The organism is Herbiconiux flava, assembly GCF_013409865.1.
Lineage (GTDB): Bacteria > Actinomycetota > Actinomycetes > Actinomycetales > Microbacteriaceae > Herbiconiux > Herbiconiux flava.
The window spans coordinates 1,330,848-1,350,968 of record NZ_JACCBM010000001.1; the positions used below are offsets into that span (position 1 = coordinate 1,330,848).

The following is a 20,121-nucleotide window of genomic DNA, read 5'->3' on the forward strand; positions in this document are numbered from 1 at the left end:
ATCAGCCCTCGTGCGCCTTCGTGTCGGCCTCGACCTCGGTGAGCGAGGCCTCCAGCTCCGAGACCGGGGTCTTCAGCAGCTCGGCGGTGCCGCCGGAGTTCTCGACCAGACCGTCGGTGACCGACGTGGTGTCCTGGAAGAGCTCCACCAGCTTGGCGTAGGTGGGGTCGTCCTTGTCCTCGGCGCGGGCGGCGAAGATGTTGACGTAGGGCAGGGCGTTCGGGTCGGACGGGTCGTCCTCGGCGATCGCGTCTGCCGCGGTGAGTCCGGCGTCCTGGATGAAGTCGTTGTTGATGATCGCCGCGGCGACGTCGGGCAGCGAGGTGGCGGTGAGCGCGGCGTCGAGCGTCGTGACCTTCACCTTCGAGGCGCTCTCGTCGACGTCGTCGAGCGTCGAGAAGATGCTGCCGCCGTCCTTCAGCTCCACGAGGCCCGCCGACTGGAGCACGAGCAGGCCGCGGGCGAGGTTGCTCTCGTCGTTCGGCACGGCGACGGTGTCGCCCTGCTGGATGGCGTCGACCGAGTCGTACTTCGTCGAGTAGAGACCGAGCGGGTAGATCGCGGTCGAGCCGATCGGAACCAGGTCCTCGTCGGCCGCGACGTTGTACTGCGCGAGGTAGACGATGTGCTGGAACTGGTTCAGGTCGAGCTCGCCCTCGCTGAGCGCCGGGTTGGGCTGCGCGTAGTCGGAGAAGTCGACGATCTCGACGGGGATGCCCGCGTCGGCCGCGGCCTCCTCGTAGGTCTCCCAGTAGGGGTCGCTCGCACCCACGACGCCGATGCGCACCGGGTCGGACGAGCCGCCGGCGGCGTCGGAGCTGCCGGCGCACGAGGCGAGCCCGAGGAGCAGGGGCAGGGTCGCGGCGGCGGCGGCGAGCTTCCGGGTCGAGGAAGCGGGTGCGGTGGACGTGCGTGCGGTGATGGGCATGGTGGTTCCTCTCGTGGTACGCCGTCGACGCTAGGACCGGACGCCCACCGCACGAAGCCGGCGCGTAACACGGCGGAACGCGGCGACACACTGTGTCGCCCGGCGTGCATCGCGCCGAGGCGTCTGCCTACTGTCGCCCCATGGCCACCTTCATCGACACGATCGTCGTCGGCGGCGGAGCCATGGGCTCGGCGGCCGCCTGGCAGCTCGCCGGCCGCGGCACCGAGGTCGCGCTGTTCGAGCGCTTCGACCCGGGCCACACCCACGGCGCCTCGCACGGTCGCTCCCGCAACTTCAACCTCGCCTACGCCGACCCGGTGCACCTCCGGATGCTCAGCGACTCCGCCCGGCTCTGGCGCGAGCTCGAGGCCGAGACGGGGCGCGCACTGCTGACCGAGACCGGGGTCGTCAGCCACGGGCACCACCCGGGCTTCGACGAGATGGCCCGGGTGCTGCCGAACTTCGGCTTCGAGGCCGAGATCGTGCCACCCGCCGAGGCGGAGGCGCGATGGCCGGGCATCCGCTTCGACCAGCGCGCGCTCGTGGTGCCGCAGGCCGGGCGGCTCGACGCCGACGGCGCGGTCGCGGCGCTGCAGCAGGCGGCGGCCGGCCGGGGCGCCGTCGTGACGCACCGCTCGCGGGTCACGCGCATCCGGGTGCTCGGCGACGATCGCGCCGCCGTCGAGGTGACGCCTCAGGATGCCCAGGGCGACCCGGCGGGCGACGCCGAGCTGTTCGAGTGCCGCCGCCTCGTCGTGACCCTCGGCGGCTGGACCACGCGCCTGCTCGGCCCCGTGCTCGTGCTGCCCCGCCTGACCGTCACCCGCGAGGAGCCGGCGCACTTCCGTCCCGTGGACGACACGGCGGTCTGGCCCGGCTTCAACCACGTCCCCGACCTGGGCGACGGCCGCTACGGCTACTGGCCGGCGCCGATCTACGGGGTGCAGACGCCGGGGGAGGGCATCAAGGTGGGCTGGCACGGCGCCGGCCCGATCACCGACCCCGATTCACCGGCCGCCCGCACCGACCGCCGCCGCTTCGCCCCGCTGCAGCACTACGTGCGCGAGTGGCTTCCCGGTGCCGATCCTTCCGACTTCGCCGAGATCAGCTGCACCTACACCTCGACCCGCGACTCGGCGTTCGTCATCGACCGCGTGGGCCCGGTGGCGGTGGGCGCCGGCTTCTCGGGGCACGGCTTCAAGTTCGTGCCGGTGGTGGGGCGGATGCTCGCCGACCTCACCGAGGGCATCCGCGCCCCCTCGATCTTCTCTCTCAAGCCCGCGCGGCGCTCGGGGCCGCAGCCGGCGCGGCGCTGACGGCGAGCAGCGTCTCGCCCGGGGCGACCGCGGGATCGCCGGCTGCCCGGGCCGTCTGAGCGACCAGGCCGAGCCGCTTCGCCAGCGCGACCGAGCGCGTGTTGCGCGCATCCGTCACCGCCGTCACCCGCTGCGCCCCGACGGTCGTCACCGCGAACTCGAGCAGGGCTGCCGCGGCCTCCGTGGCGTAGCCGCGGCCGCCGAGCGACGGATGCACGACCCAGCCCATCTCGACCGTGCGCGTCGAGGCGGCCACCGAGCGCAGGTGGAGCGAGACGTCGCCGATCACGTGGCCGTCGAGCTCGACCGCGAGGGCCAGGAAGTCGTCGGCCTGCCAGAGCCGGGTGTGCCGGGTGCGGTCGCGCAGGTGCCGCGCCGAGCGGCGGGCGTCGCGCTCCGGCCACGGCAGGAACTCGCGCACCGCGGGCTCGGACTGGAGGTCGAGCCAGTCGGCGGCATCCGCATCGGTGAAGCGGTGCGGGCGCAGCACCAGCCGCTCGGTGCGGAGCACGGGGGCGTCGACCGGATGCTCGATGCGCTCGCCGCGCAGGGCACGCGGGCGGTGCAGCCCCGCCGAGGCGAGGGCGTCCTTGACGGCGGGCAGCGGGTTCGACCAGACCGGAGTGCGGGGCCGGGTCGGGTGTCGGGCCGTGAGCTGGGTCATGCGGAGACCGTAGACGTCCCCCGCATGAGGGGGTCATGAGATCATTTGAGCTCCCTATGAAAAGGGTCGCTCGACTGGAGCCAGGCGTGGGCAGGGCGAACAATGGGGTGGTGACGACCCCTGCCCCCGACGACCTGCTCTCCTCGGGCCGCCGTCGCGCCGTGCTCGCCAAGCTGCCGCGGATGTACCGGGCCGACGGATCGCCCATCCGCGTGCTGCTCGTCGACGACGAGGCCGTGCTCACCAGTCTCGTCAGCCTCGCCCTCGGCTACGAGGGCTGGACGGTCGACATCGCCCACGACGGAGCGAGCGCACTGCAGGCCTACCGCGACGCGCGGCCCGACATCGTGGTGCTCGACATCATGCTGCCCGACACCGACGGCATCTCGCTGCTGCGCCAGCTGCGCGAGCTCGAGGGCGGCGCCCCCACCCTCTTCCTCACCGCGCGCGACTCGGTCGACGACCGCATCGTCGGCCTCACGGCCGGCGGCGACGACTACATGACCAAGCCGTTCAGCCTCGAGGAGCTCGTCGCGCGGCTGCGCGGTCTCCTCCGCCGCTCGATCACGACGACCTCCGAGGACGACTCGCACATCGTGGTCGGCGACCTCACCCTCGACGAGTCCAGCTACGAGGTGACCCGGGGCGGAGACAGCATCGCGCTGACCACCACGGAGTTCGAGCTGCTGCGGTACTTCATGCGCAACCCCCGCCGGGTGCTCTCGCGGGCGCAGATCCTCGACCGGGTGTGGAACTACGACTTCGCGGGCAAGGCCTCGATCGTCGACCTGTACGTGTCGTACCTGCGCAAGAAGATCGACGCCGACCGGCCGTCGATGATCCACACCGTGCGTGGCGTGGGTTACGTGCTCAGGCCCGTCGAGTGAACGGGGCGTCCGCCGCGGGCGATGAGACGGTCGGCCCCGTCACCTCGCGCGGCCGCCGCCCGTGGAGCATCAGCCGGCGGCTCGTGATCGGCACCGCCGCCGTCGTCGCCGCCGTGCTCGCGGCCGTCGGCATCCTCGGGGTCGTCACGCTCACGGCGTCGGTGACCACCGTGGTCGACTCCCAGCTGACGGGATCGATGTCGGCCCTGGACCACACGGTCGAACGGGTGCGCTACCCGAATGCGTCGGCGAGCGCATCCGGAGACCAGAAGCCGGTGAAGCCCTTCGTCGACTACGTCGGTCACGGGCCGGGCGGCTTCATCGCCCTCATCTCGAACGGTGCGGTGGAGGATTCCGCGATCTTCTCCGACTCCGACGCGGCTCCGCTCGACGACGCCGTGGTGCAGCAGCTCGAGTCGGCGACCTTCGACGTGGGCGAGCACCAGAACGTCGACCTCGACGGTCTCGGCTCGTACCGGGTGGCCACCGAGCTCGACAGCCGCGGCAATCTGCTCGTCGCGGGCGTCTCGTTGGCCACCGTGCAGTCGGCTGTGATGCAGGAGGCGATCACCATCGGCGTGCTCTCGCTGGTCGGCCTCGCCATCATCATCGTGGGCGTCGTGGTGGTGGTGCGGCTCGCGCTGCGCCCGCTCGGCCGGGTGGTGGCGACCGCCGCCGAGGTGGCGTCGATGCCGCTCGACCGCGGCGAGGTGGCCATCACGCCGCGCGTCGACGCGGCCGACACCGACCCGCGCACCGAGGTCGGCAAGGTCGGCGAGGCGCTGAACCACCTGCTCGCGCACGTCGACGACGCGCTCGCGGTGCGCGCCGAGACCGACAAGCGGATGCGCCGCTTCGTCACCGACGCCAGCCACGAGCTGCGCACCCCGCTGGCCGCGATCCAGGGCTACGCCGAGCTCACCCGGCAGGACGCCGCGTCGCTGCCCGAGATGACCGAGTACTCCCTCGCGCGCATCGAGTCGGAGGCGAAGCGGATGAACTCGCTCGTCAGCGACCTGCTCCTGCTCGCCCGCCTCGACGAGGGGCAGGACCTGCACCTCGACCGCGTCGACCTCGGCGAGATCGTCGTCAACGCGGTCAGCGACGCGGGGGCGTCCTGGCCCGGCCACTCCTGGTCGCTCTCGGTTCCGGATGAGCCGGTGCCCGTGCTGGGCGACCGGGAGCGGCTGCATCAGCTGGTGCTCAACCTGCTCTCGAACGCGGCCGTGCACACACCCGCGGGAACGCACGTGGCCACGGCGGTCGCGGTCGTCGAGGGGGCGGACGCGCATCCGTCGATCGAGCTCACCGTCACCGACGACGGCCCCGGCATCTCGGCCGAGCTGGTGCCCGAGCTGTTCGAGCGCTTCGCCCGCGGCGACTCCTCCCGCTCGCGCCGCTCGGGCAGCACGGGTCTCGGCCTCGCGATCGTCTCGTCGATCGTGGAGGCGCACGAGGGCTCGATCACGGTCGACTCCTCGCCCGCCGGCACGACGTTCAGGGTGCGCCTGGCGCCGGTGCTCCCCGTGCGCGGCGCGCTGGCCGACGCGGCGTCCTAGCTCGCGCGCGGCCGGCCGGCCGGCTGGTCGGCTGGCCGGCCGGCCGGCTGGTCGGCAAAGCCCTGCTCGGCGAGCCCCTGCTTGTCAACCCCCTGTCGCGCCCGGCGAAGCGGGGTGGGCTGGACGCATGCGAGCGATGACGTACCGGGGCCCGTACAAGGTGCGGGTCGAGGAGAAGGACAAGCCGCGGATCGAGCATCCGAACGACGCGATCGTGCGGGTGACGCTGGCCGCGATCTGTGGCTCGGATCTGCACCTGTATCACGGCATGATGCCCGACACGAGGATCGGCCACACCTTCGGCCACGAGTTCATCGGCGTCGTCGACGAGGTCGGCTCGTCGGTCGAGGGCCTCAAGGTCGGCGACCGGGTGATGGTGCCGTTCAACATCTACTGCGGCTCCTGCTGGTTCTGCGCCCGCGGCCTCTACTCCAACTGCCACAACGTCAATCCGAACGCCACCGCGATCGGCGGCATCTACGGCTACTCGCACTCCACGGGCGGCTACGACGGTGGGCAGGCCGAGTACGTTCGGGTGCCGTTCGCCGACGTCGGGCCGATGGTCATCCCGGACTGGCTGGCCGACGAGGACGCGCTGCTGCTCACCGATGCGTTCTCGACCGGCTACTTCGGTGCCCAGCTCGGCGACATCGTCGAGGGCGACACCGTCGTGGTGCTCGGTGCGGGCCCGGTGGGCCTCGCCGCCGCGCGCTCGGCCTGGCTGATGGGCGCCGGCCGCGTGATCTCGATCGACCAGCTCGACTACCGGCTCGAGAAGGCGGCCTCGTTCGCCTTCGCCGAGACCCGCAACTACACGCACTACGACGACATCGTGGTCGAGATGAAGAAGACCACGGGTGGCCTCGGCGCCGACGTGGTGATCGACGCGGTCGGCGCCGAGGCCGACGGCAACCTGGTTCAGCACGTCACGTCGGCGAAGCTGAAGCTGCAGGGCGGCTCGCCCGTCGCCCTCAACTGGGCGATCGACGGTGTGCGGAAGGGGGGAACGATCTCGGTGATGGGCGCGTACGGTCCGCTGTTCAGCGCCGTCAAGTTCGGCGACGCCATGAACAAGGGCCTGACGCTCCGGATGAACCAGGCGCCCGTGAAGCGGCAGTGGCCACGACTGCTGGAGCACATCCAGGCCGGGTACCTCAAACCGTCCGAGATGATCACCCACCGCATCCCGCTCGAGCACATCGCCGAGGGGTACCACATGTTCTCGTCGAAGCTCGACGGCTGCATCAAGACCGTCGTCGTGCCGGGTTCCTAAGGAGTTCCGATGCCGTACACCGCAGACAAGCCCGTCCCACCGCCCACCGCCGAGCAGCTGCGCGCCCGCGTGCCCGGCTGGGGCGCCGACCTCGACCCCGCCGACCGCCCGGCCTGGCCGAAGGAGCGCTTCGCCCCCGGCGTGAGCGGAGCGCACTGGGAGTATCCCGACGAGCAGCAGCCGCGCGAGGGCCGCGAGAAGAGCATCGAGCACCTGCAGCTCACGCCGGTGTTCGGCACCGCGCAACCGCTGCACGGGCTCTCCGGTGCCATCCGCCGCTACGCCTACGACCGCTTCAGCGAGGGCCGTGCCGCACACTGGCTGCTGCTCGTGGCCGGCGACCGCGTCGAGTCGACCGGCGCGCACCTGCGCTCGCTCGTCACCCTGCGCCCCGACAACCCCGTCACCGAGACGGGGTTGCTCTCGGAGCTGCACCGGCATCCGATCGCCTCGCGCCGCGGCCGCGTCGACGTGCGCCACCAGGTGCTCGACCCCGTGATCGTCGCGGGGCCGTGGCTCGTCGCGGGCGGGGTGGCATGGATGCTCGCCCGGCGCCTGCTCCGTCGCTGACCCCTTCACCCACCCTCGAAAGGAATCTCCTCAATGGATCTCGGAACCCTCGGCGGCTACCGCCTCCCCACCGCTCTGCAGAACGCCTACGGCGTCACCACCGCGCAGGAGCTCGCCGATCAGCTCGGCGTCACGAAGCGCCCGACGCCGGAGCTCGGCGGCGAGGCCGACGCGGCCTACCAGTCGCTCCGGCAGGGCGATCAGGGGCCGGCGCGGTCGCTGCTCGTCGAGAAGCTCGGCGTGAGCGAGGAGAAGGCCGACGAGGCGCTGGCGAAGCTTCCGTCGCTGACGTGAGTCGGACGGGCGACGCCGGCGCCTCGACCGCCGCCGGCTCCTCCGCCCCCGCTCGGCTCGACCTTCGTCGGGCCGAGCTGGAGCGTCACGCCGCCGTGCTGTTCGCCGCCGCGGCGCTGGTCATGGCGGTCATCTGCGGGTCGGTGATCGTCTCGGGCTGGTTCGCGGGCGTGCTCGTCGACAGCTGGGAGCGGCTGTTCTGGGCGGGGGCGCTGCTCGGTGGGCTGATGGTGGCGGTGTTCGCGGCGGCCGCCGTGCCCGGCGGGTCGGATGCGCGTCGCAGCGTTCTGCGGATCACGTGGCTGCTGCGGGCCGGGCTGCTGCTGTTCGTGCTGGCGCCGGCGCTGTGCATCGTGTCACTCGTGGGGGACTTCTACCGGCTGTGAGGGTCGGGAGCGGTCTCGGGCTGCTCGTTCTCGCGCTGCTCGTCGCGGTCGTCGGGCTGCTCGGCGTCGCGGTCGCGGCGTCCGAGTGCGGCCGGGCCGGCGCCGAGGCGCAGGGTGGCGAGGAAGCCGATGGCGAGGAACCCCGCCGCGGCGAAGGCCGAGTAGCGGGTGCCCTCCGAGAAGGCGGCTTTCGCATCCGTCGCCGCATCGGCCAGCGCCGGATCGTTCTCGAGCCCGGCGATCGCGGCCCCCGAGCTGTCGACGACCTGGCTGACGATCTGCTGCCGCTGGGCATCCGGCACCCCGCTGTCGGCGAGGCGCGCGTCGAGCTGCAGCGACGCGGTCGTGAACAGCACCGTGCCGAGCACGGCGATGCCGAGGGCCGAGCCGATCTGCCGGGCCGTGCTCTGCGTGCCCGAGCCCTGGCCGCTCTGCTCGACCGGAACGTCGCGCAGCACGACCCCCGTCAGCTGCGCTGTCGCGAGACCCACGCCGAAGCCGTAGACGAACAGGAACGGGATGAGCAGGCCCCACGCCGTGTCCGGACCGATCACCAGACCGAGCCCCGCGACGCCCACGATCTCGGCGGCCAGACCGACCCGCACGATCACCACGGCCCGGATGCGGTTGCCGAACGCCCCCGCGAAGCCCGACGCCACGAACGATCCCACGGCGAGCGCCACGAGGATGAACCCGGTCTGCAGCGCGTCGAAGCCGAGCACGTTCTGCAGCCAGAGCGGCAGCGAGAGGATGATGCCGAACTCGCCGAGCGACACGATCATCGCCGCCAGGTTGCCGTTGCGGAAGCTCGGGATGCGGAACAGGTCGAACGCGAGCATCGCGCTCTTCCCCTGCTTCTCGCGGGAGCGGCCCCACATCACGAAGCCGACGCCGCTCGCGACGGCCACCGCGAACGCGATCGGCACGGGGGAGAGGGCGAACGGCCACGTCCAGCCGCCGAGCTGCGGGGCCGTGTCGGTGAGCCACCAGCCGTAGGTGCGGCCCTCGATCAGGCCGAACACCAGGGTCGCGCTCGCGATCACCGAGAGCAGGGCGCCGACGACGTCGACGCGGCGCGGGGTTCCGGACGCGGTGAGCGGCTCCTTCGACTCGCGCACGAACACGAGCACCCCGACGATGATCACCACACCGAGCGGGATGTTGATGCCGAAGGCCCAGCGCCAGGAGAAGTAGGTGGTCAGCCAGCCGCCCAGCAGCGGCCCGACGGCGGTCATTCCGCCGATCGTGGAGCCCCAGACGGCGAAGGCCAGGGCGCGCTCGCGACCGCGGAAGGTGGCGTTGATCAGGGAGAGGGTCGTCGGGAGCACCATCGCCCCGCCGACGCCCTGGGCGACGCGGGCCGCGATCAGCAAATCGCCCGTCGCGGCGGTGGCGGCCAGGATGCTCGACGCCGCGAACACGGCGACACCGATGATGAGCATGCGGCGGCGGCCGAAGCGGTCGGCGAGGGTGCCGAAGACGAGCAGCAGGGCGGCGAAGACGAGGGTGTACGACTCCTGCACCCATTGCACCTGGGTCGACGTTATCCCCAGGTCGTCGATGATCGACGGGATCGCGACGTTGACGATGGTGGAATCGACGATGATCAGCGCCACGGCGACGCTGATGAAGACGAGGCCCGCCCAGCGGGCTCGGGAGGAGGGGGCGGTGGGTGCTCCGGGTGTGGGGCGCGCGGTCGTCATGCGCGGGTGCCGGTGAAGCCGGAGCGGGCGGTGCCACCGGTGCGGCTCGCGTCGGTGCGGTCGGGCCCGGTCGTGCTCGTGCTCGCGGTGCGGCCGAGGGCGAGGCGGATGACGACGGTGGCGACCACGAGCGAGATCGCCACGATGGCGGCGGTGGTGGCGACGGGCGCCGAGACGAGCTCGCCGGCGGTGCGCGAGACGGCGACCCAGGCGAGGCCCCAGGCGAGTGACGCCGTGGGCGAGAGGCGGCCTCGGCCGTACAGGGCGAGCGCGAGCCCTGCGAGGCCGGCGACCACCACGATCAGAATGCCCCAGGCGTCGGGCGCCCACCCGAAGCCGTCGAAGCCGACGGTCTGCAGGCCGGCGGTGAGGTTGGCGGCCGTGGCGATCGACACCCAGCCGAGGTAGAGACCGACGGTGCCATCGAGCACGATCGATTCGACGATGCCCTGCGGGCGGCGGCGCGTGCGCAGCACGAGCACGAAGGTGACGAGGAGGGCGACTAGGAGCACCACGATCACGACGCAACTGAGCCAGAGCAGTCCGGCCTGGACGCTGAGGATCCAGGCGGCGTTCAGCACGAGCGTCACGGCGATCGGATAGCCGAGCCGGCGATTGCGCTCCCGCGCGGCCTGCTTCGGCAGCGCCTGCCAGATCGCGTACGCGATCAGGCCGGCGTAGATGACCGACCAGATCGAGAAGGCCGGCCCGGCGGGCGCGATCAGCGTGGAGTCGGCGCTCAGTGCGCCCCCGGCGGCGCTCTGGATCGGCGTTCCTCCGGCAGCTCCCGACCCGACGAACGATCCGATGACGGCGAACACGGCGCTGGAGATGACGATGATCTGCCGCACCCGATCGGCTCTGCTCGGCTCGTTCATGATCTGCTCTCCTTGTTCCGTCGGGCTATTTCGCTAACAACCTTAGTAACTTTATTACCTAGGTGGTTTCTCCGCCACCTCACCGCCGGTCGCCGTGCCGGAGGGGGAGACTGAGAGGATGGCGCATCGGCAGCGGGTGAAGGCGGGGGAGGCCCGGTCGTCCGGGCAGGGCGGTCCGGGCGACGAGAAGACCTGCGCCGTCTGCGGGCGGCGGATGGAGTGGCGGGCCAAGTGGGCCGTGAACTGGTCCGAGGTGCGCTACTGCTCGGATGCGTGCCGGAAGCACGGCATCGGCGACGTCGACCGGCAGCTCGAGGCCACGATCCTGGAGCTGCTCGCCGCCCGGGCGGCGACCTCGACGATCTGCCCCTCCGACGCGGCGCGGGCGGTGGGCGAGGAGGACACCTGGCGCGACCTCATGGAGCCGGCCCGGCAAGCGGCTCGGCGGTTGGTCGCGGCGGGCGAGGTGGAGATCACGCAGGGCGGCTCGGTCGTGGATCCGTCCACGGCGAAGGGCCCGATCCGCATCCGTCGTCGTCGCGGGTCGGACCCGGGGCTCGACCGGAGCTAGCGGCCCTGGCGCTTGGGGTAGGGCTTGGGCTGGCCCTTGACGATAGGGGCGCGCCCCTTACCCTTCGAGGCCTTCGCCTTGCCGCCGGCCTTCCGCGTGGGGGCCGGGGCCTTCGCCACGCGACCGCGCGCCTCGGCGCGGAAGGCGAGCCCCGCAGCCGTCAACCGCACGCCCTCGTCGTCGGCGATGACCAGCTGCTCCTGGCGATCGGCCTCGAGGGCGGCGACGGACGCCTGGATGGTCGCCCGCGAGACGTGCTCGGCGTTCGCGGCGCGCGACCAGTCGCCCTCGTCGGCGACGGCGAGGAAGTGACGGAGCGCGCTGATGTCCACGGCCCCAGGCTACCGGGGTTCTCCGACGCGCCACGGTGCCCAGCGGTGGTCGCCGCGCTCGAGCCGCTCCCGTACCGGACCGGCGATCGCCGTGAAGGAGCCCGAACGGACGATGTCCGCGGTGCGGGTCGCGCTGTCGAGCACCCCGTCTCCGCCCAGCACCTCGGTCGTGAACTCCACCCCGTCGGGCGTCTCGCGCACCCGCTCCTGCACACGACCGGTGGCGGCGGCCTCGACGAAGGCTTCGAGCATCCGCACCCCGTCGTCGTCGGCGCCGAGACCGAAGAGCCCGCCGCCGAGTTCCACGCCGATCGAATCGGCCGGAGCGTCGCTCCTTGACCAGGACAGATGGGCGCCGGCCGCGTGCGGCGTGAAGCTGAGATTCGCCCCGGTCGAGGATCGCCCGATCACGCCGGCATCGCCCCAGTGCTGGTCGAGGTGGTCGGCGAGCGCAGCCAGCCGCACGCCGACCGGGTCGCCCGCCCGCCGCTCGGCGCGGTGGACGGCCTCGAGCCGCAACCGCTCCTGCGTCACGGCCTCGACGCTGCGCCGGTACTCGGGCAGGGCGGTGCCGTCGTCGGTCTCGAGGGTGACGCGGTACTCGTCGGGCCCCTGGGCCCGGGCGGCGACGGTATCGAGCGGATGCGCGTCGCGCTCGCCCTCGTCCCACTCGTGCACCCGGGGCTGACCGGGGCGCTCCCGTCGCCCGTACCGCACGGCCTCGATCGTGACGACCCGGCCCGGCACCTCCCACTGCGGAACGTCCTCGGGGGTCTGGCCGTGGTGCTCCTCGATGAACACCGGGACGTGCGGCACGGCCTCGGTCGCCGTCTCGGGTTCAGGCCGGGCGGCATGCAGGCGGAACGCCACCGTCGCCCCGACGGCGAAGGCCTCACCGCAGCACTCGTGCTCCCACCCCGGAACCACGGCCTCGATCAGCATGCGCCCACGCTAGCGCCTGTCCACGACGGCCGGCCGGTGCGCGCCGCGGACGCATACCCGCCGGCCCCGGCCGCCCTGGCCGGGCGGCGACCCCCTTGCCGCATCCGTCAGCCCCTCGTTCAATGGAGAGGACCGCCCACCATCGAAGGAGCCGCATGTCGGATCTCGACGACCCCACCCAGCGCCCTCAGACCCTGCAGGCCCCGCGCGGCGGCATCGACGCCACCGCCGTCGTCTCGATCGTCGCCGGGCTCGCGGCCATCGTCACGCTCGTGGCGGGCATCCCCACGTGGCTGCCGCTGATCCTCGCCTCGATCGGGCTGTTCATCGGGATGATCTCGGTGCTGCGCTCGCGCCCGTCGGCGGCGCGCTGGGTGAGCACCGTCGGCATCGCGGCGTCGGCGATCCCGTTCATCCTGATGTTCTTCTACATCACGACCTGACCCCGACCGCTTTTCGTCCACAGCCCCTTCAGCGGATGCGGCCGTCGGCTACCATGAACCCACTCCCGCCTCGGGAGTGCCGGGGAAGGGGAGTGATGAGCGCACGCAACCGCATCGGGCGAAGGCTCGCCGCGTCGCTCGTCGCCGCTGCCCTGGTGGTCGCCGGGCTGATCGCGCCGACGGTGCCGGCCCCGTCGGCCCAGGCTGCCGCGCTGCCCGGCTGGCTGCACACGAGCGGCGCCCAGATCGTCACCGCCTCGAACACGCCCTACGTCGTCAAGGCCGCCGCCTGGTTCGGCATGGAGACCTCGAACTGCGCCCCGCACGGCCTGTGGTCGATCTCGCTCGACGCGGGCATGGGGCAGATCGCGTCGATGGGGTTCAACACCATCCGGCTGCCGTTCTCGAACGAGTGCCTCGCGCAGGCGGCGCCGAACTCGATCAACGAGCAGGTCAACCCTGGCCTGTCGAAGCTGACCGTGCTGCAGCTGCTCGACCGGGTGGTGGCGCGGGCCAACGCCTACGGGCTGAACGTCATCCTCGACCGGCACCGCCCCGACTCGGGCGGGCAGTCCGAACTCTGGTACACGGGGCGGTACAGCGAGGCGAAGTGGATCGCCGACTGGAAGGCCCTCGCCACCCGCTACAAGTCGAACCCCGCCGTGATCGGCGTCGACCTGCACAACGAGCCGCACGGCAGTGCGTGCTGGGGCTGCGGCGACGCCTCCCGCGACTGGCAGGCCGCAGCGACGCGGGCGGGCGACGCCGTGCTCGCGGTCAACCCGAAGCTGCTCATCGTGGTCGAGGGCGTCGAGCGCCAGCCCGACGGCAGCTCCACCTGGTGGGGCGGCGGGCTTTCCGGCGTGGCGAGCAAGCCGGTCAGGCTCTCAGTCGCGAACCGCGTCGTCTACTCGCCGCACGACTACCCGTCGACGGTCTTCGCGCAGAGCTGGTTCCAGGCGTCCGACTACCCGGCGAACCTGCCGGCCGTGTGGGAGAAGAACTGGGGCTTCATCGCCACGAAGAAGATCGCCCCCGTGCTCCTGGGTGAGTTCGGCACGAAGCTCGAGACCCGCAGCGACCAGCAGTGGCTCGCGAAGCTGGTCGGCTACCTGTCCGCCAAGAAGCTCAGCTTCGCCTACTGGTCGTTCAACCCCAACAGCGGCGACACGGGCGGGCTCGTGAAGGACGACTGGGTCACCCCGCAGTCGGCCAAGCTCACCGCGCTCCGCCCCCTCCTCGGCGCCGGCGTCCCCGTCCCCACGCCGACCCCGGCGCCCACCACGCCCAAGCCGACCCCGAAGCCGACGTCCACCCCGGTGCCCACGCCGAAGCCGACGTCGACGCCGAAGCCGACGTCCACCCCGGCGCCGACTCCGAAGCCGACGACGACCGCCACGCCCAAGCCCACCTCCACCCCGGCGCCCACGTCCACCCCGAAGCCGTCGACCACCCCCGCGCCCACGTCCACCCCGAAGCCCACGACCGCCCCTTCCCCCACCCCCACCCCGAAGCCGACGGGCACCCCCGCGCCGGGCGCCCCGGTCGCGGCGGCCTGGGCGCTGCAGAGCGCGTGGGGCGAGGGCTACGTCGCCGACCTCACCCTGACGGCGACGTCCACGGTCGCCGGCTGGACGGTCACCTGGCCCGACCCCACGGTCACCTCCGTCGCGAGCTCCTGGGGAATGAGCTGCACGGCGGTCCCGAAGACCTCGATCACCTGCACCGGCGCCGACTGGGCCGCCGCGCTCGCCCCCGGCCAATCCGTCCGCGTGGGCCTCCAGGTCGTGGCCCCCAAGGCGCCGACCACCCCCACCCTCACGGTCACCGCCCGCTGACCACGGCCCGGTCGCCGCCCACGGTGCAGTGACCCGACCACCCTCACCCGCCCGCTAGTCGCGTCCCTCCCGCCCGCGGCCACGTGCGGTCATGCGCCGAGCTGCGTCAGGCGGGGAGGCCGGTGGTCGTGTAGTCGCGGGCGAGGTGCGCCGTGGCGCGGCCCCAGGGGCTCTCCGCCGCGCGCGACCGGTGGGCACGGAAGGAGGGTTCGCCGTCGAAGCGCTCCTCGACGGTCCAGACGAGCGGGTCGGCCGTCGGCGTCACCTCGAACGAGAGGCAGCCGGGCTCCGCGCGGGTGAGCGCGAGATGCGCCGGGAGGTGCTCGGCGACGATCGACGCGTCACGGGCATCCGCGCAGATGAGGCGGCCGGACAGGTGCACGACGGTCATGCCCCCACTGTAGCCAGCGGCCGATGGGGCGGATGCGGCCGGCTTCTCGTAGGCTCGAGTGATGAGCCGCGGCCGCTCGGCGGGTGGGCCGGACGCGGTGGGCCGACGATGACGGGGGAGACGACATCAGCGACGACAGCAGTGGGCGCGGCGACGACCACCCCGACACGAATGCCGAGGCCGCGACCGGTTCGCCCGACGAGCGGGTGGCGGATGCTCCGCCGCAGCACACCGCCCTCTGGGTCGTGCTGTCGCGGTGGCTGCTCGCGGCCGAGGCGTGGCTGCGGTCGCACGGCGGCACGCGGCTGCGGAACGGGATCCGCGCGTTCTGGGCCCTGGTCGCCGTCGGCGGTCTGGTGCTGCTGTTCGGCCCGGTCATCAACGAGCCGCTGAGCCTCGAGGACATCACCGGATCGGCCGACACCGCCACCGACACCTGGATCGCCCGCGACTTCGACGTCGACTACACCGTCGAGCGCGGCGACGACGGCCGCCTGACCGCCCACGTCGAGGAGACGATCACCGCGTTCTTCCCCGACGACGTCGAGGAGACCGGCATCCGGCGCGTTCTGGCGACGCATTACCAGGGCCACGCCCTCGAGCCGTCGGACGTCACGGCGACCGTCGACGGGGTGGCGGTCGAACCCCGCCGCAGCGAGACGTCCGACCAGATGGCCCTCGACCTCGAGGCGCCCGACACCACCGACGGTGCCGCCGGCGGCAGCGCCGTGCTCCAGGGCGACCACGTCTTCGTCATCACCTACGACCTCCACGACCTCGCCTACGTCACCACCCAGGCCGACGCCTCGAACACCGCCGACGACGAGAACCCCGACACCACCCCCGTCGACCTGCTCGAGTGGGACGTCTTCGGCCCCGACTGGCGCCAGGCCCTCGCCGGCCTCGACGTCTCGGTCACCCTGCCCGACGACGTCGACGCCCAGCTGCTGCAGCAGCCCCGCGGCACCCTGGCGTGGCTGCTCATCGGGGGCGGCGAGTGGCTCGCGCCCGAGCCCGGCCCGGATCCCGGCACCACGACCTACGGCTTCAGCAACGACCAGAACATGCCGCCCTACGCCCAGGCCCGCTTCCGGATGGTCTTCGAGCCCGGCACCTTCACCATGCCCGCGCCGACCGCGCTGTTCTGGCTGCAGACGTACGGACCGCTGGCGCCGCTCGCCATCCTGTCCGCCACCCTGCTGCTCGCGCTCGCCGCCCGCGCCGTCGCCTGGAGCGACGCCCGCGGACGCCCCTGGTTCATCGCCCAGTACGACCCGCCGAAGGGGGTCTCGGTGCGGATGGCCGCGCAGATCCTCCGCGAGCCCGCCGCCCTCGAGCTCGCCGAGGCGCTCGCCAAGGCCCGGTCGGCTCCCCGCGCGGCCACGACGAAGCGCCGCTGGGGTCGCCGCAAGAAGACCGGCACGACCGGCACGACCGCTCCGCCGGCGCCGAGTGCCGCGCGCCAGCGGCTGCTGCGCGAGGCGTCCCGCGTCGCCGCGCGCACGGGCCGCCTCGGTGATCGCCCCCGCGCCCTCAGCCGGTACCTCACGGCGTCGGAGCGGGCGGGGCAGCTGCGGGAGGGCATCCGTCGCCTACCCCGCGGCTTCGTGCGCGACCTCTTCATCGCCGCACCGCTCGCGCTGACCGTGGTGCAGTGGGGGCTCGTGCGGCAGCTCTCGCATCAGACCGTGCTCGCGGTGGTGTGGTGGCCGGTCGCGTTCGTGCTGCTCTCGTCGGCCATCGCCGTCGTCGTGCTGGCGATCGCCCTCACCTCGCGCCCGCTGACCCGCAAGGGCGCCCTGCTCAAGCAGCACCTGCGCGGCATCGGCGTCTATGCCGAGCGCACGCGGATGCTCGCCCGCGGCCCCCTCCGCGAAGACGCCCTGGCCTACGCCGTGCTGCAGTCGCCGCCGCGCGAGGCCGGCCGCAGCGTCGTCGCCCTGATCGACCAGGAGCTCGGCGAGGACTCCAGCCGCGGCTGGCGGTCGAGGTCGTTCCTCGGCGGCGGCCGCATCGGTCTCCGGATGCTCGCCCTGCTCCTCGTGGCCGGCGCCGTCGCCGCGGTGGCCTTCCTGCCGTCGCCCTTCCCGCGCTCCTACGACTACGCCACCTATTCGGGCGATGTGCCCGGTGCCCTCTTCACGACGGTGCAGTCGCTCGACGCCGTCGCGGAGCTCACGCGGGACGACGACGGCGCCGCCCGGCTCGCCGTCACCGAGACCCTCGACGTCACGTTCGACGACGAGGGCTCGCGGGTTCCGCAGTTCGCGCAGCAGTGGCCTCGCGAGGCCGGCGGGCAGGACCTCGGACTCCGCGTCGAGGACGTGCGGGTCGACGGGGGCTCGGTGCCCTTCGCCACGCGGCCCGACGGGGACACGCTGCTCGTCGTGACACGGCTGGTCGAGGTGCTCGACGGCTCGCACGAGGTGGAGGTCGATTACGTGCTGGGGTCGGCGGCGGTGGCGGCCGGGCCCGTGTCGGGTGGGGCGGCCGGTTCGGGTTCCAGCTCCGACTCCCGTGGTTCCGATGCGGTGGTCGACTCGGTGCGCTGGGCCGCCCTCCTCGAGTCGTGGGAGTACGACTCCAACTGGGGCGACGACCCGGGCCTCGACCCGCTGCGCCTGGAGCTCCGGATGCCCGAATCCCTCGCCTCCGAGGCGGTCGCCGGCGGCTGGATCACCCTCGACACCGACTCGGCCGACGAGCCGAGCCAGTGGGCCGAGGACGTGATCCCCTTCGGCTCGGTCGGCGAGGACCTCGCCCCGTCGAGCGACTCCACCTCGACCGCCGACGACATGCGCTCCGTCGTGCTCGACCTGAAGCAGGACGGCGACGCCGGCTGGCCCTTCGAGCTGACGACCGACGACCTCGGGGCCCGCCTCGACTTCCCGGCCGGAACCTTCGCCGGCCCCGATCCCGACGCCCTCGCCGCGACCCGGGCCGCCGCCGTGCTCCCGGTCGCGGTGGTCGGCGCCTTCGGCGGCCTCGCGCTGCTCATCGGCCTCGCCGGCCTCCTGCTGCGGCGCCGGCACCTCGCGTCGCTCACGACCCCCGGCCTCGGCCGTGACCTCGTGCGCTGGCTGGCGCCGGCCCTCGGCCTCGCTGCGATCATCCTCTTCATCTGGATGACCATCGACATGCCCGACGACCGCCCCGAGTTCGCCCCCCTCGCCCTGGCGGCCCTCGCCGCGGCCGCGGGCACGGCCCTCGCCCTCACGGCCACCCGCCGCCCGCGCCCCACCCCCACCCGCACCCGCCCCTGAGGCCGGCGTCGCCGCCGCGTCGCCCCGAACGGGTGGGGCGCGGCCGCGGCGCGGTTCCCCTACTGTGTGCACAGGGGCGAGGGCCGGAACGGGGTGCGGTGAGCGGGCACAGCGACCACGGGCGTGCGAGCGACGCGCCCCCGGCGAGCGCCGCCGGCACGCCGAGCGACGACGGCATGGCCGAGTTCGGGTACCGCCCCACGCTCTCCCGCAGCATCGGCCGCTTCGCCAGCTTCGCCGCCGGGGTCAGCTACATCTCGATCCTGACCGGCACGTTCCAGCTGTTCTACTTCGGCTTCCTCAACGGCGGCCCGGCCTACTGGTGGTCGTGGCCGCTGGTGTTCGGCGGGCAGCTCATGGTGGCGCTCTGCTTCGCGGAACTGGCCGCCCGCCATCCGGTGGCAGGATCCGTCTACAACTGGAGCAAGCGCGTCGCCGGCCCCACCGTGAGCTGGCTCGCCGGCTGGCTGATGGTGATCGCGTCGATCGTCTCGCTCGCCGCGGTCGTGCTCGCCTACCAGGTGACGCTGCCGCAGCTCTGGAGCGGCTTCCAGCTGGTCGGCGACGGCACGGGCGCGAGCTTCGGTGTCAGCGCGGTGATCTGGGGAACGATCCTGGTCGTCTTCACCACCGTCGTGAACGCGGTCGGCGTGAAGCTGATGGCCCGCATCAACAGCATCGGCGTGATGATCGAGCTGGTCGCGGCCGTGCTGCTCGTCGTGGTGCTCGCGGTGAACGTCGTCAATCCGCCGTCGGTGCTCGTGGAGACCCAGGGCTTCGGCACCGGGATGCCCGGCGGCTACGCGGGCGCCTTCCTGATCGCGGCCATCGCGTCCGCCTACGTGATGTACGGCTTCGACACGGCGAGCTCCCTCGGCGAGGAGACGATCGACCCCCGCCGCACCGCGCCGACCGCGATCCTCCGGGCCGTCGTGGCGTCGTTCGTGATCGGCGGGCTGATCCTGCTCTTCGGCATCCTCGCCGCGCCCGATCTCGCCGATCCGGCCCTCGGCGAGCCCTCGGGCGGGTTGCAGCTGATCGTGCTGCAGGTGCTCGGCGGCCCGCTCGGCTCGGTCTTCCTCGGCTGCATCGTCGTCGCGATCACGGTCTGCGCGCTCGCGGTGCACACGGCGGGCATCCGTCTGGTCTTCGCGATGGCCCGCGACAACGCCCTCCCGGCCAGCGCCGCCCTCGCGAGGATCGACCCTCGCCGCCGCACGCCTCTTATCCCCGCGATCGTCATCGGCGTGCTCGCCGTGCTCATCCTGGCCGTGAACATCGGCACCCCGCAGATCTTCACCGCGGTCACGAGCGTCGCGGTCATCCTGATCTATCTCGCCTACCTGCTCGTCACGCTGCCTCTGCTCATCAGGCGCCTGCGCGGCGAATTCAGGTCGACGGATGCTCGTCCCGGCCGCTTCTCGCTCGGCCGACTCGGGCTGCCGATCAACATCCTCGCGGTGCTCTGGGGTGCGGCGATGGCGGTCAACCTGGCATGGCCGCGCGTGGAGGTCTACGGCGACGACGGGCCGCTGCAGTACATCGCGGTGATCGTGATCGGCGCGGTCGTGGCGCTCGGGCTCGCGTGGTACCTGCTGCGGGGGCGGCACCGTGTCGGCACGCTGCCGGAGCACGCGGAGCAGACCCGGAATGCCGGCCGGACCCGGAATGCGGGGGAGGTCGGCTAGACGCCGGGACGGCCCCAGAGCGCCAGGACGCTCAGCACCAGCGCGGCGACGGCCGACGCCGAGACCGCGAGGGCCTTCAGCGCCGACGAGCGGCGTTCGCGCACCTGGTGCCGTGCGATGTCGGGGTAAGCGGTGTGGATGTCGATCGCCATGGGTTCTCGCCTTTGAGTGGGTGGCAACGGGTGGACGGATGAT

The 20,121-nt window shown here is 72.7% G+C and carries 20 protein-coding genes; 12 read left to right on the forward strand and 8 right to left on the reverse strand.

Going from position 1 to position 20,121, the window contains the following annotated elements:
- Position 1: 1 nt before the first annotated feature.
- On the reverse strand, positions 2-928 hold the full coding sequence (locus BJ984_RS06370; protein ID WP_179547311.1) for a MetQ/NlpA family ABC transporter substrate-binding protein: 927 nt from the start codon (positions 926-928) through the stop codon (positions 2-4).
- A 140-nt stretch (positions 929-1,068) separates the two neighbouring features.
- Here BJ984_RS06370 and BJ984_RS06375 point away from each other — a divergent pair, with 140 nt between their 5' ends.
- Entirely contained in the window at positions 1,069-2,244 is a 1,176-nt protein-coding gene (locus BJ984_RS06375; RefSeq protein ID WP_179547312.1) for an FAD-dependent oxidoreductase, read from the forward strand.
- Here BJ984_RS06375 and BJ984_RS06380 read toward each other — a convergent pair.
- Positions 2,201-2,908 (reverse strand): GNAT family N-acetyltransferase, encoded by a 708-nt coding sequence (locus BJ984_RS06380; protein WP_179547313.1) that lies wholly within the window; start codon positions 2,906-2,908, stop codon positions 2,201-2,203. The two genes, BJ984_RS06375 and BJ984_RS06380, sit on opposite strands and share 44 nt — an antisense overlap.
- 182 nt (positions 2,909-3,090) lie before the next feature.
- Between BJ984_RS06380 and BJ984_RS06385 the strand changes: the two genes are divergently transcribed.
- The 6 genes from BJ984_RS06385 (at position 3,091) to BJ984_RS06410 (ending at position 7,877) form a co-directional block, all read left to right on the forward strand.
- Positions 3,091-3,795, forward strand: coding sequence for a response regulator transcription factor (locus BJ984_RS06385; RefSeq protein WP_179549358.1), 705 nt, complete (start codon positions 3,091-3,093; stop codon positions 3,793-3,795).
- On the forward strand, positions 3,792-5,354 hold the full coding sequence (locus BJ984_RS19045) for a sensor histidine kinase (protein WP_179547314.1): 1,563 nt from the start codon (positions 3,792-3,794) through the stop codon (positions 5,352-5,354). Before BJ984_RS06385 ends, BJ984_RS19045 begins: the two co-directional genes overlap by 4 nt.
- A gap of 127 nt (positions 5,355-5,481) precedes the next feature.
- Complete coding sequence (locus BJ984_RS06395) at positions 5,482-6,627, forward strand: zinc-dependent alcohol dehydrogenase (protein ID WP_179547315.1); 1,146 nt, start codon at positions 5,482-5,484, stop codon at positions 6,625-6,627.
- Positions 6,628-6,636: 9 nt separating this feature from the next.
- The gene (locus BJ984_RS06400) at positions 6,637-7,197 is read left to right on the forward strand and encodes a hypothetical protein (protein WP_179547316.1); all 561 of its coding nucleotides are present in this window, start codon (positions 6,637-6,639) and stop codon (positions 7,195-7,197) included.
- Between the two features lie 33 nt (positions 7,198-7,230).
- A complete protein-coding gene (locus tag BJ984_RS06405; protein ID WP_179547317.1) occupies positions 7,231-7,491 on the forward strand; it encodes a hypothetical protein in 261 nt (86 codons plus the stop codon).
- Complete coding sequence (locus tag BJ984_RS06410) at positions 7,488-7,877, forward strand: hypothetical protein (protein WP_179547318.1); 390 nt, start codon at positions 7,488-7,490, stop codon at positions 7,875-7,877. The genes BJ984_RS06405 and BJ984_RS06410 overlap by 4 nt, the downstream gene beginning before the upstream one ends.
- Here the strand turns inward: BJ984_RS06410 and BJ984_RS06415 are convergent.
- Both BJ984_RS06415 and BJ984_RS06420 read right to left on the reverse strand, forming a co-directional pair.
- Positions 7,865-9,580 carry an MFS transporter gene (locus BJ984_RS06415; protein WP_179547319.1) on the reverse strand — a complete coding sequence of 572 codons (1,716 nt, stop codon included), beginning with the start codon at positions 9,578-9,580 and terminating at the stop codon, positions 7,865-7,867. The genes BJ984_RS06410 and BJ984_RS06415 overlap by 13 nt on opposite strands.
- The gene (locus tag BJ984_RS06420) at positions 9,577-10,458 is read right to left on the reverse strand and encodes a tryptophan-rich sensory protein (protein WP_179547320.1); all 882 of its coding nucleotides are present in this window, start codon (positions 10,456-10,458) and stop codon (positions 9,577-9,579) included. Before BJ984_RS06420 ends, BJ984_RS06415 begins: the two co-directional genes overlap by 4 nt.
- Before the next feature lie 118 nt (positions 10,459-10,576).
- Here BJ984_RS06420 and BJ984_RS06425 point away from each other — a divergent pair, with 118 nt between their 5' ends.
- Entirely contained in the window at positions 10,577-11,029 is a 453-nt protein-coding gene (locus BJ984_RS06425) for a DUF2256 and DUF3253 domain-containing protein (protein ID WP_179547321.1), read from the forward strand.
- Here BJ984_RS06425 and BJ984_RS06430 read toward each other — a convergent pair.
- Together BJ984_RS06430 and BJ984_RS06435 are read right to left on the reverse strand one after the other, a co-directional pair.
- Complete coding sequence (locus BJ984_RS06430; RefSeq protein ID WP_179547322.1) at positions 11,026-11,361, reverse strand: LysR family transcriptional regulator; 336 nt, start codon at positions 11,359-11,361, stop codon at positions 11,026-11,028. The genes BJ984_RS06425 and BJ984_RS06430 overlap by 4 nt on opposite strands.
- 9 nt (positions 11,362-11,370) lie before the next feature.
- The gene (locus BJ984_RS06435) at positions 11,371-12,303 is read right to left on the reverse strand and encodes a DUF6578 domain-containing protein (protein ID WP_179547323.1); all 933 of its coding nucleotides are present in this window, start codon (positions 12,301-12,303) and stop codon (positions 11,371-11,373) included.
- Between the two features lie 155 nt (positions 12,304-12,458).
- On the opposite strand from BJ984_RS06435, the gene BJ984_RS06440 reads away from it, so the two are divergent.
- Both BJ984_RS06440 and BJ984_RS06445 read left to right on the forward strand, forming a co-directional pair.
- Complete coding sequence (locus BJ984_RS06440; RefSeq protein WP_179547324.1) at positions 12,459-12,746, forward strand: hypothetical protein; 288 nt, start codon at positions 12,459-12,461, stop codon at positions 12,744-12,746.
- A 95-nt stretch (positions 12,747-12,841) separates the two neighbouring features.
- Positions 12,842-14,584: a cellulase family glycosylhydrolase gene (locus tag BJ984_RS06445; RefSeq protein WP_179547325.1), complete on the forward strand. Its 1,743-nt coding sequence runs from the start codon at positions 12,842-12,844 to the stop codon at positions 14,582-14,584.
- Positions 14,585-14,690: 106 nt separating this feature from the next.
- On the opposite strand, the gene BJ984_RS06450 is transcribed toward BJ984_RS06445, so the two are convergent.
- Positions 14,691-14,975 carry a putative quinol monooxygenase gene (locus tag BJ984_RS06450; RefSeq protein ID WP_179547326.1) on the reverse strand — a complete coding sequence of 95 codons (285 nt, stop codon included), beginning with the start codon at positions 14,973-14,975 and terminating at the stop codon, positions 14,691-14,693.
- Between the two features lie 83 nt (positions 14,976-15,058).
- Between BJ984_RS06450 and BJ984_RS06455 the strand changes: the two genes are divergently transcribed.
- Together BJ984_RS06455 and BJ984_RS06460 are read left to right on the forward strand one after the other, a co-directional pair.
- The gene (locus BJ984_RS06455) at positions 15,059-18,238 is read left to right on the forward strand and encodes a DUF2207 domain-containing protein (RefSeq protein ID WP_179547327.1); all 3,180 of its coding nucleotides are present in this window, start codon (positions 15,059-15,061) and stop codon (positions 18,236-18,238) included.
- A 98-nt stretch (positions 18,239-18,336) separates the two neighbouring features.
- The gene (locus BJ984_RS06460; protein WP_373877389.1) at positions 18,337-19,926 is read left to right on the forward strand and encodes an APC family permease; all 1,590 of its coding nucleotides are present in this window, start codon (positions 18,337-18,339) and stop codon (positions 19,924-19,926) included.
- Here BJ984_RS06460 and BJ984_RS06465 read toward each other — a convergent pair.
- Complete coding sequence (locus BJ984_RS06465; protein WP_179547328.1) at positions 19,923-20,078, reverse strand: hypothetical protein; 156 nt, start codon at positions 20,076-20,078, stop codon at positions 19,923-19,925. The two genes, BJ984_RS06460 and BJ984_RS06465, sit on opposite strands and share 4 nt — an antisense overlap.
- Between the last annotated feature and the right edge of the window lie 43 nt (positions 20,079-20,121).

Excerpts from the sequence above, each read along its gene's own strand:
- BJ984_RS06370 (WP_179547311.1), bottom strand. The coding sequence starts at position 928 with ATGCCCATCACCGCACGCACGTCCACCGCACCCGCTTCCTCGACCCGG.
- BJ984_RS06375 (WP_179547312.1), top strand. The coding sequence starts at position 1,069 with ATGGCCACCTTCATCGACACGATCGTCGTCGGCGGCGGAGCCATGGGC.
- BJ984_RS06380 (WP_179547313.1), bottom strand. The coding sequence starts at position 2,908 with ATGACCCAGCTCACGGCCCGACACCCGACCCGGCCCCGCACTCCGGTC.
- BJ984_RS06385 (WP_179549358.1), top strand. The coding sequence starts at position 3,091 with ATGTACCGGGCCGACGGATCGCCCATCCGCGTGCTGCTCGTCGACGAC.
- BJ984_RS06395 (WP_179547315.1), top strand. The coding sequence starts at position 5,482 with ATGCGAGCGATGACGTACCGGGGCCCGTACAAGGTGCGGGTCGAGGAG.
- BJ984_RS06400 (WP_179547316.1), top strand. The coding sequence starts at position 6,637 with ATGCCGTACACCGCAGACAAGCCCGTCCCACCGCCCACCGCCGAGCAG.
- BJ984_RS06405 (WP_179547317.1), top strand. The coding sequence starts at position 7,231 with ATGGATCTCGGAACCCTCGGCGGCTACCGCCTCCCCACCGCTCTGCAG.
- BJ984_RS06415 (WP_179547319.1), bottom strand. The coding sequence starts at position 9,580 with ATGACGACCGCGCGCCCCACACCCGGAGCACCCACCGCCCCCTCCTCC.
- BJ984_RS06420 (WP_179547320.1), bottom strand. The coding sequence starts at position 10,458 with ATGAACGAGCCGAGCAGAGCCGATCGGGTGCGGCAGATCATCGTCATC.
- BJ984_RS06425 (WP_179547321.1), top strand. The coding sequence starts at position 10,577 with ATGGCGCATCGGCAGCGGGTGAAGGCGGGGGAGGCCCGGTCGTCCGGG.
- BJ984_RS06435 (WP_179547323.1), bottom strand. The coding sequence starts at position 12,303 with ATGCTGATCGAGGCCGTGGTTCCGGGGTGGGAGCACGAGTGCTGCGGT.
- BJ984_RS06440 (WP_179547324.1), top strand. The coding sequence starts at position 12,459 with ATGTCGGATCTCGACGACCCCACCCAGCGCCCTCAGACCCTGCAGGCC.
- BJ984_RS06445 (WP_179547325.1), top strand. The coding sequence starts at position 12,842 with ATGAGCGCACGCAACCGCATCGGGCGAAGGCTCGCCGCGTCGCTCGTC.
- BJ984_RS06450 (WP_179547326.1), bottom strand. The coding sequence starts at position 14,975 with ATGACCGTCGTGCACCTGTCCGGCCGCCTCATCTGCGCGGATGCCCGT.
- BJ984_RS06465 (WP_179547328.1), bottom strand. The coding sequence starts at position 20,078 with ATGGCGATCGACATCCACACCGCTTACCCCGACATCGCACGGCACCAG.